The organism is Candidatus Regiella endosymbiont of Tuberolachnus salignus (assembly GCF_964020115.1).
Classification (GTDB): Bacteria; Pseudomonadota; Gammaproteobacteria; order Enterobacterales; family Enterobacteriaceae; genus Regiella; species Regiella insecticola.
On record NZ_OZ026542.1, the window covers coordinates 651,499 to 666,245 of the forward strand.

9 protein-coding genes and 5 pseudogenes are annotated in these 14,747 nt (G+C 46.1%); 4 read left to right on the forward strand and 10 right to left on the reverse strand.

What is annotated here, in order from left to right; genetic code table 11:
* Positions 1–25: 25 nt before the first annotated feature.
* Both istA and istB read left to right on the forward strand, forming a co-directional pair.
* Positions 26–1,204 carry an IS21 family transposase gene (gene istA, locus AACL30_RS03300; RefSeq protein ID WP_339056344.1) on the forward strand — a complete coding sequence of 393 codons (1,179 nt, stop codon included), beginning with the start codon at positions 26–28 and terminating at the stop codon, positions 1,202–1,204.
* Positions 1,201–1,998 (forward strand): IS21-like element helper ATPase IstB, encoded by a 798-nt coding sequence (gene istB / locus AACL30_RS03305; protein WP_339058365.1) that lies wholly within the window; start codon positions 1,201–1,203, stop codon positions 1,996–1,998. The genes istA and istB overlap by 4 nt, the downstream gene beginning before the upstream one ends.
* Positions 1,999–2,037: 39 nt before the next feature.
* Here istB and AACL30_RS03310 read toward each other — a convergent pair whose 3' ends face one another.
* The 5 genes and pseudogenes from AACL30_RS03310 to AACL30_RS03330 all read right to left on the reverse strand — a co-directional run bounded on the left by AACL30_RS03310 (position 2,038) and on the right by AACL30_RS03330 (position 7,124).
* A complete protein-coding gene (locus AACL30_RS03310; RefSeq protein WP_339057810.1) occupies positions 2,038–2,730 on the reverse strand; it encodes a transposase in 693 nt (230 codons plus the stop codon).
* Positions 2,730–3,546 (reverse strand): annotated as a pseudogene (locus AACL30_RS03315) (IS110 family transposase); the annotation flags it as partial. The pseudogene AACL30_RS03315 and the gene AACL30_RS03310, both read right to left, overlap by 1 nt.
* 149 nt (positions 3,547–3,695) lie before the next feature.
* Positions 3,696–5,031: pseudogene (ybaL, locus tag AACL30_RS03320) on the reverse strand (YbaL family putative K(+) efflux transporter); the annotation flags it as partial.
* A gap of 100 nt (positions 5,032–5,131) precedes the next feature.
* Positions 5,132–5,960: pseudogene (locus tag AACL30_RS03325) on the reverse strand (integrase core domain-containing protein).
* A gap of 234 nt (positions 5,961–6,194) precedes the next feature.
* Positions 6,195–7,124, reverse strand: coding sequence for an Rpn family recombination-promoting nuclease/putative transposase (locus AACL30_RS03330; RefSeq protein WP_176488051.1), 930 nt, complete (start codon positions 7,122–7,124; stop codon positions 6,195–6,197).
* Positions 7,125–7,277: 153 nt separating this feature from the next.
* Here AACL30_RS03330 and AACL30_RS03335 point away from each other — a divergent pair, with 153 nt between their 5' ends.
* Positions 7,278–8,297: an IS110 family transposase gene (locus tag AACL30_RS03335; RefSeq protein ID WP_339057811.1), complete on the forward strand. Its 1,020-nt coding sequence runs from the start codon at positions 7,278–7,280 to the stop codon at positions 8,295–8,297.
* 409 nt (positions 8,298–8,706) lie between these two features.
* Here the strand turns inward: AACL30_RS03335 and AACL30_RS03340 are convergent.
* Positions 8,707–9,027, reverse strand: a pseudogene (locus tag AACL30_RS03340) (H-NS family nucleoid-associated regulatory protein); the annotation flags it as partial.
* Positions 9,028–9,392: 365 nt separating this feature from the next.
* The gene (locus AACL30_RS03345; protein ID WP_339057812.1) at positions 9,393–10,055 is read right to left on the reverse strand and encodes a hypothetical protein; all 663 of its coding nucleotides are present in this window, start codon (positions 10,053–10,055) and stop codon (positions 9,393–9,395) included.
* A gap of 156 nt (positions 10,056–10,211) precedes the next feature.
* On the opposite strand from AACL30_RS03345, the gene AACL30_RS03350 reads away from it, so the two are divergent.
* Positions 10,212–10,367 (forward strand): hypothetical protein, encoded by a 156-nt coding sequence (locus AACL30_RS03350; RefSeq protein ID WP_176603449.1) that lies wholly within the window; start codon positions 10,212–10,214, stop codon positions 10,365–10,367.
* Here the strand turns inward: AACL30_RS03350 and AACL30_RS03355 are convergent.
* The 3 genes and pseudogenes from AACL30_RS03355 to ltrA (AACL30_RS03365) form a co-directional block, all read right to left on the reverse strand.
* Positions 10,360–10,638 (reverse strand): annotated as a pseudogene (locus AACL30_RS03355) (integrase core domain-containing protein); the annotation flags it as partial. The gene AACL30_RS03350 and the pseudogene AACL30_RS03355 sit on opposite strands and share 8 nt — an antisense overlap.
* A 348-nt stretch (positions 10,639–10,986) precedes the next feature.
* Positions 10,987–12,291 carry a group II intron reverse transcriptase/maturase gene (gene ltrA, locus AACL30_RS03360; RefSeq protein ID WP_339057671.1) on the reverse strand — a complete coding sequence of 435 codons (1,305 nt, stop codon included), beginning with the start codon at positions 12,289–12,291 and terminating at the stop codon, positions 10,987–10,989.
* 577 nt (positions 12,292–12,868) lie between these two features.
* Positions 12,869–14,173: a group II intron reverse transcriptase/maturase gene (gene ltrA, locus AACL30_RS03365; RefSeq protein WP_339057671.1), complete on the reverse strand. Its 1,305-nt coding sequence runs from the start codon at positions 14,171–14,173 to the stop codon at positions 12,869–12,871.
* Positions 14,174–14,747: the final 574 nt, after the last annotated feature.

Here is a 14,747-nt window from a genome sequence, read left to right on the forward strand (position 1 = left end):
TGACAAAGCCATGAGGGAAATAAGCATGCTAAGAAGAGAGGACCACTACATGATAAAACAACGCCATCAACAGGGGGCATTTATTGTTGATATTGCCCATCAGATAGGGTGTTCAGAAAAAACGGTGAGACGGCACATTAGCTATCCTGCGCCGCCAACAGCAAAACGCGGTAAAAAACAGGTTGCTAAACTCGAGCCCTTTAAAGACTACATCGATTCAAGGTTGAGTGAACAGGTTTGGAATGCGGCGGTTATTTTTGAGGAAATCCGTGAAAAAGGCTACCGGGGTGGGAGTGCGATGCTCCGACGTTATATACATCCCAAACGTCCGCTCAGGGCCTCGAAAAACACGGTACGCTTTGAAACCCTCCCCGGTTATCAACTTCAACACGATTGGGGAGAAATCATCGTTGAGGTGGCAGGCTCTGCCTGTACGGTTAATTTTGCCGTTAATACGCTCGGTTTTTCGCGTCGCTTTCATGTCTTTGCTGCCCCTAAGCAAGATGCTGAGCACACGTATGAATCGCTGGTTCGCAGCTTCAATTACTTCGGTGGCAGCGTAAAAAATGTCTTGGTAGATAACCAAAAAGCCGCTGTTATCAAACATGGACAAAATGGCCACATCGAGTTCAATGCGGGCTTCCTGCAACTGGCTAATCACTATGGGTTTAGCCCTCGCGCCTGTAAGCCTTATCGACCGCAAACGAAAGGCAAAACCGAACGGATGGTGGGCTATGTTAAACACAATTTTTTCACTCGCTACCGTCAGTTTGAGAGTTTCGCTCATGTTAATCAACTGCTAGCGATGTGGCTGGCGAAAGTGGCAGACCAGCGTCATCTTCGTCAATTCAAGCAGACACCGGAAAATCGTTTTGCTGAGGAAAAAATAGCCTTGATGCCACTCCCTGCGACTGATTTCGATACCAGCTACTTCGACCTACGACAAGTGGCATGGGACAGCTATATCGATGTCAGAGGTAATCGCTATAGCGTGCCTTCATTCTGGTGTGGTCGTGCGGTTAATATTCGTATCGGTTTAGATAATACGCTACGTATTTACGGCGATGAGCAACTGCTCGCGACGCATCTCTTGCAGGAGGTAACGCAGGGCTGGCAAAAGGTGCCAGAACATCATCAAGCCCTTTGGCAACAGGTCAATCGAGTAGCGTCTCGTTCGCTCAGTGTGTATGAGGAGCTACTCTGATGGAAATGGAAAACTTGTTGATACGGTTAAAAATGGATTACCTGGGCGATGCGTTGGAGAGTTTATGTGAAGAAGCCACCAAGAAAGCACTGAACTACCGTGAATTTCTCCAGCAGGCATTAGCCCAGGAATGGAACGGGCGTCACCAAAAAGGCTTGGAATCGCGGTTAAAACAAGCACGTTTGCCGTGGATAAAAACCTTGGAGCAATTTGACTTTACTTTCCAACCAAGTATAGACAGGAAAATTATCCGCGAGCTGGCGGGGCTGAGGTTTGTCGAACATCATGAAAACGTCATTTTGTTAGGCCCACCTGGGGTAGGGAAAACGCATTTGGCGATAGCGCTGGCTGTCAAGGCAGCTACAGCTGGGCATCGGGTATTGTTTATGCCTCTGGATAGACTCTGCTGTACCTTAATGAAGGCAAAGCAAGAAAACCGTCTGGAACGCCAACTTCAGCAACTGTGCTATGCCAGGGTATTAATACTGGATGAAATCGGGTATTTACCGATGAATCGCGAAGAAGCTAGCCTATTTTTCAGGTTACTGAGCCGTCGTTATGAAAAGGCGAGCATCATTCTCACATCAAATAAAAGTTTTACTGATTGGGGGGACGTATTCGGTGATCACATTTTAGCAACTGCGATTTTAGACAGGCTTTTACATCATTCAACCACATTGAATATTAAAGGAGAAAGCTATCGACTCAAAAATAAACGCAAAGCAGGCATGTTGCCTATAAAAACGACTGATATTATCCAGGCGCCTGGAATAGAAACCCAACAGGAAAATTAGCAAAAACTGGACATTTTAAAGTAGCAAAAAGTGGTCAATCTAAAGTAGCGTTGACAACGCCAATTGGAGCAATTTTCGCATTGCTGCACAGACACCGACTTTTCCCCCTTTATTCCGTTTTACCAATCGTTCCCATTGAGATTTTATTATTGGATTGTGAGTGATTGAGGTAAGGGCAGGCATGTATAGCGCTTTTCTGAGTTCTGTACACCCGACTTTTGAGAGGCGGCTTCGCCCTTTAAATAGGCCAGATTCGCAAAGTTTTGGATTTAGTCCTGCATAGGCTACCACCTGCTTACTGCTAGTGAATTTTGATATGTCACCAACAAACGCCAGTAAAGTAGCACTTAATATTTCACCAATCCCGGGGATACTTTCCAATAACTGTTTGTTCTTTTTTAGCTCAGACGTCTCATTGATATGATTTTTAATCTTCTGTTTTATCTTGATTATTTGTTTTTCTAATGCGCTAATACTTTCTGTCAGAGAAGGTTTGACTATTTCATCAGCAACCATTTTTCGATTACATTCCATCCGTTTCATTTCTTCTAAATGATTCAGACGGCGCACTAGAGCCGTAAGCTGGCGTTCACTCAACGGAGCAGGGAACCAAAGTTTTGGCGTATGGAGCGCACAATAACGCGATATCATCTTTGCATCCCCTTGGTTCGTTTTATTCCGATTCTTGCCAGCAACGCCGCGGCGCGGGCACCATGGATAAATAGCATTCACAGATAGGTATCCCCGCGTTTGCTTATCCCCAGTAACCGGATTCCCCCCGTTCCAGTCTGTTTCGGTACCAGGCCTACATAGGCTGCGAACTCACGTCCTGATTTAAAGGCGGAAGCCTCACCCATCGTGGCCATGGCCGCGGTAGCAAATAATCGGCTCCACGCCGGGGATTTCTAGCAACCTTTTACAGGTTTCATTCTGTTTCGCCATAGCTAACAGCTGTTTTTCAATACCCTCGATCTGAGCATCCAGGTCACCTGGTCGCTGGTGTTGTTCTTCCAGCATAGTGATAAGGTATGGAGTCAGTCGTGCCTTCAGGTGCTCCAGCGCCCATGGCAGAGATTTATCCAGTGAAGCCCGACCCTTACTTATTGTTTCGCCGAATTCCAGCAACATGCCATGCAGAGCATTAATCTGGGCGGTTCTAAATTTTACTAATTGGCGGCGTATTCTGTGCAGTGCCAGTACTGCCTGCTGTTCTTCGGTTTTTACTGCAATTGCCTCGCCGGGTTGTTGCACTGCGAGCCATATAGCACGGGCATCCATCACATCATTCTTGTTACCTATCAGAAAGACTTTTACAAAACGAGCCTGAAGCAGGCGAACTTTATGCCCCTGCTTTTCCAGTTCATGGGCTCAGTGCTGAGAACCACCACACGCTTCCATCCCTATCAGGCAGGGCGCCCGGTTACTGAAAAACGCTAAAAAGGCCTGGCGACGGAGCGGCTTGTCAACTACCTCACCATTGTGCTCGTCGATAAAGTGGAGCTGAATCACATGTTTTGCGATATCTACGCCAACCGGTGTATATTTCATTTTGTGGATCCTCCAGTTTCTGAGAGCACTGTGCATCCCGTATGGGCACAATGATGCCGAAAATCTGTGAGGAGCCGCACCTCACTTTTCAGTCTCGAACCCTTGGTTAAGTGGTTGGGATGCGTTCATATAAACGCCCTGGGAACAGTCACTATTAGCGATATCCCTTCAGCATTGAGCCTTGTCCCCAGCAAACTGCCCACGCGGCCATAACCCACTAATACAGCCTGGTTGCATAAGTTAAGGGAAATCTGTTTTTTTTTCTTCAACGGTCTCTTCTAAAATTTGGTCTTTCGTTGTTTCCGTATTACGCAAATAGCGCTCAAATAGACTAAAGAGTAGTGGATTGAGCATAATGGAAAGGATCGAACTGGCCAGTACCAGATTTCGACCATATTCAGACAATAAACCGAGAGAGCCCCCTAATCCTGCTAAAATAAATGCGAACTCACCAATTTGCGCTAAACTCGCCGAAATCGTTAGGGCTGTGCGTTTTGAGTGACCAAATAAACGAACAAGTATAAATGCTACAATTGATTTTCCAAATACGATAATACTCAACGCAGCAATAATCGCTAAGGGTTCACGCACTAAGATTACCGGGTCAAGTAGCATGCCAACCGAGACAAAAAATAATACGGCGAAGGCATCACGTAGCGGTAAGGTATCCTGCGCGGCTCGGTGGCTAAGTTCAGATTCATTCAATACCATACCAGCAAAGAAGGCACCCAACGCGAAGGAGACATCAAACAGGCCTACTGCGCCATAGGCAATGCCTAGCGCAAGCACCAACACAGCCAGTGTGAACAGTTCACGTGAGCCGGTGCACGCAGTTTTAACCAAGATCCAAGGAACCAGGCGGCGGCCAACAACAATCATTAATGTGATGAAAGCGATGACCTTACCGATGGTAATAGCCAATTCGGTAAGCAATTGCTGGGTACTGCTATTTTCGTTCCCTAAGACACCGGAAAAAGCGGGCAGTAGTACTAACGTTAGCACCATAACCAAATCTTCTACGATTAACCAACCAATAGCTATTTGCCCACGTTGGCTATCAATCAGTTGCCGTTCTTCCAAAGCGCGTAATAAGACTACTGTGCTGGCCGTCGATAAACATAAGCCGAATACCAGCCCGGTCACATGATCCCACCCTAATAAATGCGACAGACCGATCCCCAACAGGGTAGCGACAATAATTTGAGCGATGGCGCCGGGAATGGCGATAGATTTTACTGCCAGGAGATCGTTAAGAGAAAAATGGAGCCCAACGCCAAACATTAACAAAATCACACCAATATCTGCCAGTTCTGGCGCTAACGAGAGATCAGCAATGAAACCTGGCGTGAAAGGTCCAACCAAGACCCCTGCGGTAAGGTACCCTACCAGGGGTGAAATGCGCAGGCGATGAGCCAGTGTTCCTAAGAAAAAGGCGACCACCAGGCCGCCAACTATCGTGGTGATTAATGGGGTTGAGTTGTGCATCCAGATTCCTCTGACTTGTCATGACCAGGTACCGAAAGTGTCTCCAGCTAGATAGGTCACATAAGCTTTGATATGAAGTGAAGTTGTCAGGTTGTATGATTCATAGACATCGTTTCACTTTTTGAAGAGCAAGATCGAGCTTGTAATTTTGCTCCTGAATGCGTTCCTGTTCTGGACAGTAATTAGCAATAACCTCGTCTGAGAACGGAGTCTGATCAGAGAGTTCAAAATAGCGCTCCATCGGCGTTTTTCCGTTATGGGCGCTATGAGAACGTTGTCAGTTATAATAATGCTGCCATTCTGCTAACAGGTCATCCAAGTTGCTGGCTGTAAGATCCACCGTGGCGTAGAACTCTGCTTTGTCTGTTTTTTGGGAACGCTCAACTTTGCCATTAAAGGTGCGGGGATGCCGGTTTGTTCGGACGGAATTTAATCCCATATTCTTTTAGTTTTTCCTGTGCTTTAATGGCAAAAAATTCTCTTCCCCTATCAGTTTGAATACGTTGTATTGGGAAAGGCATTTCCTCTACAACGCAATCTATAAAATCCAGCGTGTTTGCCGCAGTACGACGGTGATAAAGCCTTAAAACTCTGTAACGAGTACAGTCATCAATGGCCGTGTACTAGTATAAACCAGAACCGATTTCGCAGGTACCCACCTGGAACCCCATCACCTGGAACAGGACGTTCATCGCGAATGAAGTCCGCTTTACGTCGAAATTTCACGACAGGTTTAACTTGATTTGTAGTAGCTCAAACTTAACCCACCCTCCCCCGCTCCTGGTATCTACGCCACCATTTGCGTAATGTGGTGGGGCGCGAAATTCCGCAACGACGGCATAGTAGCATTTATACTTGTCTACCCCCGCATCACCTAATGTCTCATAGTGTTCTATCCACTGCAGTCGTTGCGGAATTTCTCTGTTCATAACGATTATTATAGTGAAACGATGTCCATGAATCACACAGATAATGTCGTGATTTGATCACCGCGCCATTGTTCGACCCTACCTGTGAGAGGGATGAGGCGTTAACGCCTCACCCTACTCGATATGTGAATATTACACTGTCTGTACTTGTAAAAAAGTTAACCCAGCTTCCGCTAATAAGCGACTTTTATTGGCTTGCCCATGTCAATGGGTCATGCCGTCTCAGCTCCCTGCTTAGGCCAAGCTGTCAAGTTCTTCGTCAGACAGTCCAGTGCATCTTTTAATGACAGCCCGATCTAGTCCGTCACCGAGAAGCTGTCTGGCAATTTCAAATTTAGTTTCCTTGCTTCCCTGTTGTATGCCCTGTTGCATACCTTGTTGTATGCCCTGTTGCATACCTTGTTGTATGCCCTGTTGTATACCTTTTTCAGTTGCGTCGTCTATTTTTTGTGCAAGTATGGCTGCTTCATCACGAACTCGCTTAAGCTCTCGTTCGTAATTCATCAGCTCAGATTCTGTCCAATAAAAACGGTCTAATTGCTCATAGGCATCTTCTATGATAGTGTCTTTGCCGATCACGTGTTTAAGGCATTCAGGTCCTGTCTCCGCCGCATATTTGAAAAAGTAACACCACTTTTCTGTTATTGATTCAAGATCTTTCGGGTTGCTCTTCTTAAACTTAGGTAATTCTATAAACGTGAAGGAAAAATCTTTTAAATCATGCTCACCACTGTCACGATCAAGAATAATGTGATCGGATTTATACTGAGTCTTCTCCGGAAACAAGGTACAATCTGCAATAGCAATAAAGATAATCTCTTTCAGGTTCTGATATTCGTCACCCCTGTTTGCCTGTTGAGAGTAGGCTTTCGCCGCATAATATTGCGCCCGTTTTTCAAATCCTTTCGTCTTGGCAACCTGCATTTCGATAATGTAGCGTACCCCCTCATCATCTTGGCAGAGTACATCAACGATGCTTTGCTTTTTAGCGGCGATATCGGGGTCTTGTATCGTACTTAAAAAAGTAACAGAGGTTATCTGTTTGCTACCGGAAAACCCTAAAATATCATTTAAGAAATGCATAAGAATATCTTTGTTCTTTTCGGTGCCGAAAATTTTTCGGAAGGCTACATCATTCTTGGGGTCAAGGTATTTGGATAACATAGTTAAATTTCTCCTAAAGTGCACCCGCGTTCTATCATATTGAAGATGATTGGGCTTAGCGAATGAAAGGGACTTCCCCTAAATTAAGGTTACTGTCCGCACTTTTGTGCCATTATGGGGAAGATAACCAAAATTCGAATATAGGGGAAGACTATGATTATTACAACCGTTGGGATAGACCTTGCTAAAAATGTCTTTGCTGTTCATGGTGTTGATAAAAATGGTATTCCTGTTCTCGTTAAGCCTAAAGTGCCTCGAACCGCATTGCCAGAGCTAATTGCTAATTTACCTCCTTGCACGATCGGCATGGAGGCCTGTTCCGGCGCACATTACTGGGCAAGATTATTCACGCGGTATGGTCATAACGTCCGACTCATGGCGCCTAAATTTGTTTCTCCTTATCGCTTAGCAGGTAAAGCCGGGAAGAATGATGCGGCGGATGCGCTGGCGATTTGTGAAGCGGTTCGTCGGCCACATATGCGTTTTGTTCCTGTTAAAGATGAAGAACAACAGTCAATGCAATGCTTGCACCGTACCCGACAGGGATTTATTGAAGAGCGGACTGCATCTTATAACCGTCTTCGTGGATTAGTCTCTGAATTTGGTTTCATTGCACCACAACGTACGGAATCGTTACGCCGCCTGGTTGCAGAGCACAGGGAAAACCTACCAGGATGGGTCCGGCAGTGCATCGATACTCTGCTAGAACATATTGATGCCATCGAGTTGAAAATTGCTGAGTATGATCGCATCCTGGCAACAATCGCTAAGCAGGATAGCCGCAGCCAAAATCTGATGAAACTCAAAGGGGTGGGTCCAACAACGGCGAGTGCGCTGGTTGCTAGTATTGGCACTGCTCATGATTTTAAAAATGGGCGTCAGTTGGCAGCTTGGCTCGGTTTAACACCGTCACAGTACAGTAGTGGGGGAAAATCCAGACTGGGAAAAATCACCAAAGCGGGTGATGCCTACTTACGCACCTTGCTTGTCCAAGGAGCACGTTCTGTCATGATTGGTGTGGAGAAGAAACAAGATCCTTTCAGTCAGTGGGTGAGTTCGCTGATCAACCGCCGAGGTTACTGGCGTACTGCTGTGGCAATCGCAGCCAAAAATGCCCGTTTATGTTGGGCGTCCCTGTTTTATGGTGATGACTTCAGGTTCTACAATAAGTAATTTAATTGACGCAGTAAAAATATCTTATCTGAACTGTCAGCGTTGATGTAAAAGGGTTAGACCCCCGTGAGGCATTTCTGTAAAAGTACTGGATATTATTATCCGTTTAGCGAACGAGAATCTCACGAGCGTCTTTCATCAGGGTCCGAATCGATAATGATTCATCATGGCCGTTTATAGTACCGCAGTCTTATCCCTTTAACTTCAGTGATAGATAGCCAGACAGAATAAAAAACCGGTGTTGACTAATCGGGGAAGCCCTTATAGTACGTTTTCGTTCCATTGGACAGTGAATCCCTGCTTTGCCTTCTCTTTACTTGCTCTGAGGGCAGAGTATTCAGAAAATTTTCTTATTCTTGCTTTTTTAGCCATCGAATACCAGTCTATGCCGGATCCTTCTCTTTTTTGTTCAATCAATTCTTGCGGAAATCAAAAACGCATCAAGGCTGCGTCCGGCTTTCAGGGCTTCTTCAATAAGCTTTGGCTGGCGCCCTTGCCCTGTCTATGTTTTTGTTTCACCATTCTCGACAAATTCGTATTTGGCGGGAGCTGCTAGTTTTTTTCTGCGCTTCTTGTTGATTGTTACCGCTGAGCCTAACAGATCTTCAGCGGTGAAACCTTCTTTTTCGATAAGCTGCAAAAGCTTCTGGCGTTTTTCCTCTCGCGCCGCACGTTCTGCCGCTTCTTTTTCTGCATCGGCGCGGCTCTCTTCAATCACTGCGCCCAGCTTTAGTAGCACGATAGAGCCACCGACCCAACGCGATCAGCACCTGGAAATGATCCAGAACAAGGGGCGACTCGCCTGGCAAACAGCCCTAAACTACGGTCAACGAGTCTTGGTTGAGACCATGATGGGGTGTTACAAACACTGATTGAACCTCGTCTTCGGGCTCGCGGATTGGCTGCACAGAAGACGGAAGCATCGATAGGTGTTGCCGTTCTTAATCGGCTTTTGGCCGCAGCAAGCACTCATTCCGCCTGTAAGGAAGTGACAGAGTCATAACCCCTTGGGGGAAGTAACAACCTTCACACCTCTATGCACCAACGCCCCCTTTATCAACAAATTCGAGTCACGACCTACATTTTCTATCAGTTTTAGGCATCACAGCCAAGAACGTTAAGCACATGGGAAAAGACTCGCTCATCACGGATCAAAGCGTTATGCCCCAAATTTTCATCATGAATGACGATGTTGTTTGCTCCAGTCAACTTGGTACTAGATATTGAAACAACTTTGTCTGAAGAATTACTAGAACTAGAACTAGAACTAGAACTAGAACTACTCCCTAACATATCAAAAAATGATGGATCATCTCCGGTTGAGCTAATTGTTGTGTATTTTGTTGGCTCGGGGGTTTCTGTTCCTTCGTTGAGCTTTCTTATTACATAGGAACTCGATTGCATATCGGCGCCTCCTTGGTCGGAAGTGAATAAGTTATTAATCGTTAAACCGATCCCTCTTATGCGATCTAAACCGTGGTTGGAGCCAGCTATAGATATCCAATTACGTACCTTTGTTGAACCTCCCCCAAATTTGATAAACCACCTTGTTGGCAAGCTACCAAACGAATGAGCTACAATATCGACTTTGCTCGCTCCCGTTTCGTTCAACACACTATTGATATAATTATCGAAAAGCGGGCTAAGCTGTTCATTGATAGATTTATGAGTATCATTACGATAATCCCAGGCAAATAAATGAGAATTTTGGTACCCAGCTTGATAGAGCTCCAGACACCAGGGTCTGCACCACCCCATGTACGAAAACAACAGGAATTGAATTACAATTATAAGCCATCTTAGACCTCCGCAAGAAAATAAATTAAAATAAAGTCAGTGTATAAATAAAGATTAGATTTTTTCATCTGACAAACCTATCAGATGTGGGCTGCATAACATCAGATAATAAGGGTATTGGGTGAGCTTCTTGATGGTAATATGCATGCCGCAGGCAATCGAAATGAATCTCCGTTGTTGCGTAAAGCATTACTGTCAACGCTACTTTTTTTTATCTTAGCACTGACATTACCGATATTATCAGGCATTGCACAGGGTGTAGTGGTCAAGTAAAATTGGCCAGTATCTTGTGTTTCTCCCAGTACAGCCGCTCGGATTCATTTGGGGTTAATCCGCCGTTGTATTGATGAGGGCGAGTTTGACTGTAGTAGCCGATGAGATAATCAATAAGATCTCGTTTTGCTTCTTGCCCAGTTGGATAGCCTGCTTTGGGTACCCATTCGGTTTTGAGGCTTCTGAATAGGCGCTCTATAGGAGCGTTGTCCCAACAATTCCCTTTGCGGCTTAGACTTTGGGTCATACGGTAGGGTCGAACAATGGCGCGGTGATCAAATCACGATATTATCTTGATTGCTCCCGTTTCCATCGCCCGCCTCGTCAGTAGGGTCGAACAATGGCGCGGTGATCAAATCACGACTTATCTTGATTGCTCCCGTTTCCATCGCCCGCCTCGTCAGTAGGGTCGAACAATGGCGCGGTGATCAAATCACGACTTATCTTGATTGCTCCCGTTTCCATCGCCCGCCTCGTCAGTAGGGTCGAACAATGGCGCGGTGATCAAATCACGACTTATCTTGATTGCTCCCGTTTCCATCGCCCGCCTCGTCAAACGCAGCATGCGGTTTTCCCGCACTACGCTTACCTGACAACTTCATACCAAAGCTTATGTGACCTATCTGGCTGGCGACACTTTCGGTACTGGGTAATATCTAATCTTATAGTCTGAATATAAACCTAATTTTTGATAAAACCCTTCCCTACTCCATCTCCCCCAGCCGAAGCCTTGCCGTCGACGTGCCTTCATTAAATGACGTCTCGCTTTCTTTTCTACCCAATCTTTAACGTAGGTAAAACATCGACTTGAATTACCGATCCTATAATAATTCACCCAGCCTCTGAGTATCGGATTGATGAGATAAATGACCCGATCAATCGGTTGAGACTGATGGCCTCTGAACACCGCTTTTAATTTCTGTAAAAGCCGTGTTCTCGCGTCCATCTTCGGTGTTTTCATGATTCCCCATTTCCCTTGCTTTGTTTTCGTTCTTCTAAAAACAAACCCTAGAAAACTGAAGGATTCATCTTGCTTCAGATCAACTTGTCGTGTCTTTTCTAAATTAAGTGTTACTCCCAACTTCATGAGTTCTTCTTTCAGTCGTTTGTAGACACCCGCTGCCAGCCAATCCCATTTTCTATAGCTGTCGATCATTATGATAAGATCATCAGCCCATCTCGCGTATGCAATATGCTGATATCCATCCGTACCCGTTACCCCCTTTGCTCGTTCAAGCATCTTATCTACCTCATTGAGATAGATATTGCTCAGTAATGGCGACAACGGACCGCCTTGAGGTACCCCACATTTCCCACCTGCTTTCAGTATCAGCTTGAGTAGCCGCATGACTTCTTTGTCATTCACGCGCGTTGCTATTTTGCTTAACAAAATATCGTGGCGCACGGTGTCAAAATACGATTTGAGATCGACATCGATGACTCGCGTCATATTCTTGATAGCTGCTACTGTTACCTGTTCTACTGCTTCAGCAGCCGTTCGCTTGGGGCGATAACCAAAAGAGCCCGGCTGGAAATCTGCCTCGAATATCGCTTCTAGAATGAGTTTGACTGCACCTTGCACTACGCGGTCTCGAATAGTGGGAATACTTAACATCCTGGATTGCCCTCCAGCTTTCGGTATCGCCCGTTTCCGATTCCTCAGTGGGTAGTAGGTCTTGGAGAGTAAATCCTTCCTGATGGATTCAAGAAAGTTGTCTACCCCTGCGGACTCAATTTCTTCAAAGGTCACCCCATCTACTCCTGGTGCCCCCTTGTTTTGTTTCGCCAGCTTATAGGAGGTACGCAACGTTTCCATCTTACCAACATGAACATAGATACCCCAAAATCGCCAAGATTTATCAGCCTTCGCTTTGATGTATATCTTCCTTCTCAGGTCTTGCAAATTAATGGTTGTTTTTATCATGACAACCCTTGCCTCCCTTGTTGTTAGAAGCATTATTGTCAGTAGGGTGCCTTTGCTCCACAAGCGTTACCTTGCTTCATCACTACTACACACCCCTCCGCCACCCTCTCGTCTTCGATTCACTTCCCGGTTCACCGGTTATAGAATCTACCTTGCTCCAGTGGCTTTCTCACTGGGACGAGGAGGGCTTCTCCAGTTGCTTCGTACATCCTTGATATCATGCCGTCACTACCACCCCGCCGAAGTTGCTCAGTGTTTCAGTCGATTTCGCTCAGCAATGCTGCTTTCGCCCCCTACGTTGCGGGCTCAGCCTTCGAGGTTACGCACTTTCGGGGCCACCTCTGTGTTCATTTGTATTACGGCCTGATATCTCGCACTTACCCTAACGGTAAGGTTGTCGGTAGGCTTCAACATCTTGGTTTCCCGCCATGCTGCTACCCAAGCTACAGGGCGCCGACTTTTACCCTGGCAGGTCTATCTCCTGCTGAATGTACCAGCCTTTGCTGGACGCACAACGCAGCATGCGGTTTTCCCGCACTACGCTTACCTGACAACTTCATACCAAAGCTTATGTGACCTATCTGGCTGGCGACACTTTCGGTACTGGGTAATATCTAATCTTATAGTCTGAATATAAACCTAATTTTTGATAAAACCCTTCCCTACTCCATCTCCCCCAGCCGAAGCCTTGCCGTCGACGTGCCTTCATTAAATGACGTCTCGCTTTCTTTTCTACCCAATCTTTAACGTAGGTAAAACATCGACTTGAATTACCGATCCTATAATAATTCACCCAGCCTCTGAGTATCGGATTGATGAGATAAATGACCCGATCAATCGGTTGAGACTGATGGCCTCTGAACACCGCTTTTAATTTCTGTAAAAGCCGTGTTCTCGCGTCCATCTTCGGTGTTTTCATGATTCCCCATTTCCCTTGCTTTGTTTTCGTTCTTCTAAAAACAAACCCTAGAAAACTGAAGGATTCATCTTGCTTCAGATCAACTTGTCGTGTCTTTTCTAAATTAAGTGTTACTCCCAACTTCATGAGTTCTTCTTTCAGTCGTTTGTAGACACCCGCTGCCAGCCAATCCCATTTTCTATAGCTGTCGATCATTATGATAAGATCATCAGCCCATCTCGCGTATGCAATATGCTGATATCCATCCGTACCCGTTACCCCCTTTGCTCGTTCAAGCATCTTATCTACCTCATTGAGATAGATATTGCTCAGTAATGGCGACAACGGACCGCCTTGAGGTACCCCACATTTCCCACCTGCTTTCAGTATCAGCTTGAGTAGCCGCATGACTTCTTTGTCATTCACGCGCGTTGCTATTTTGCTTAACAAAATATCGTGGCGCACGGTGTCAAAATACGATTTGAGATCGACATCGATGACTCGCGTCATATTCTTGATAGCTGCTACTGTTACCTGTTCTACTGCTTCAGCAGCCGTTCGCTTGGGGCGATAACCAAAAGAGCCCGGCTGGAAATCTGCCTCGAATATCGCTTCTAGAATGAGTTTGACTGCACCTTGCACTACGCGGTCTCGAATAGTGGGAATACTTAACATCCTGGATTGCCCTCCAGCTTTCGGTATCGCCCGTTTCCGATTCCTCAGTGGGTAGTAGGTCTTGGAGAGTAAATCCTTCCTGATGGATTCAAGAAAGTTGTCTACCCCTGCGGACTCAATTTCTTCAAAGGTCACCCCATCTACTCCTGGTGCCCCCTTGTTTTGTTTCGCCAGCTTATAGGAGGTACGCAACGTTTCCATCTTACCAACATGAACATAGATACCCCAAAATCGCCAAGATTTATCAGCCTTCGCTTTGATGTATATCTTCCTTCTCAGGTCTTGCAAATTAATGGTTGTTTTTATCATGACAACCCTTGCCTCCCTTGTTGTTAGAAGCATTATTGTCAGTAGGGTGCCTTTGCTCCACAAGCGTTACCTTGCTTCATCACTACTACACACCCCTCCGCCACCCTCTCGTCTTCGATTCACTTCCCGGTTCACCGGTTATAGAATCTACCTTGCTCCAGTGGCTTTCTCACTGGGACGAGGAGGGCTTCTCCAGTTGCTTCGTACATCCTTGATATCATGCCGTCACTACCACCCCGCCGAAGTTGCTCAGTGTTTCAGTCGATTTCGCTCAGCAATGCTGCTTTCGCCCCCTACGTTGCGGGCTCAGCCTTCGAGGTTACGCACTTTCGGGGCCACCTCTGTGTTCATTTGTATTACGGCCTGATATCTCGCACTTACCCTAACGGTAAGGTTGTCGGTAGGCTTCAACATCTTGGTTTCCCGCCATGCTGCTACCCAAGCTACAGGGCGCCGACTTTTACCCTGGCAGGTCTATCTCCTGCTGAATGTACCAGCCTTTGCTGGACGCACAACGCAGCATGCGGTTTTCCCGCACTACGCTTACCTGACAACTTCATACCAAAGCTTATGT

What these genes read in the sequence shown, in the direction of transcription:
- istA (WP_339056344.1), top strand. Translation starts at nt 26, where the DNA reads ATGCTAAGAAGAGAGGACCACTACATGATAAAACAACGCCATCAACAG.
- AACL30_RS03330 (WP_176488051.1), bottom strand. Translation starts at nt 7,124, where the DNA reads ATGTTATCCAAATACCTTGACCCCAAGAATGATGTAGCCTTCCGAAAA.
- AACL30_RS03335 (WP_339057811.1), top strand. Translation starts at nt 7,278, where the DNA reads ATGATTATTACAACCGTTGGGATAGACCTTGCTAAAAATGTCTTTGCT.
- AACL30_RS03345 (WP_339057812.1), bottom strand. Translation starts at nt 10,055, where the DNA reads ATGGGGTGGTGCAGACCCTGGTGTCTGGAGCTCTATCAAGCTGGGTAC.
- ltrA (WP_339057671.1), bottom strand. Translation starts at nt 12,291, where the DNA reads ATGATAAAAACAACCATTAATTTGCAAGACCTGAGAAGGAAGATATAC.
- ltrA (WP_339057671.1), bottom strand. Translation starts at nt 14,173, where the DNA reads ATGATAAAAACAACCATTAATTTGCAAGACCTGAGAAGGAAGATATAC.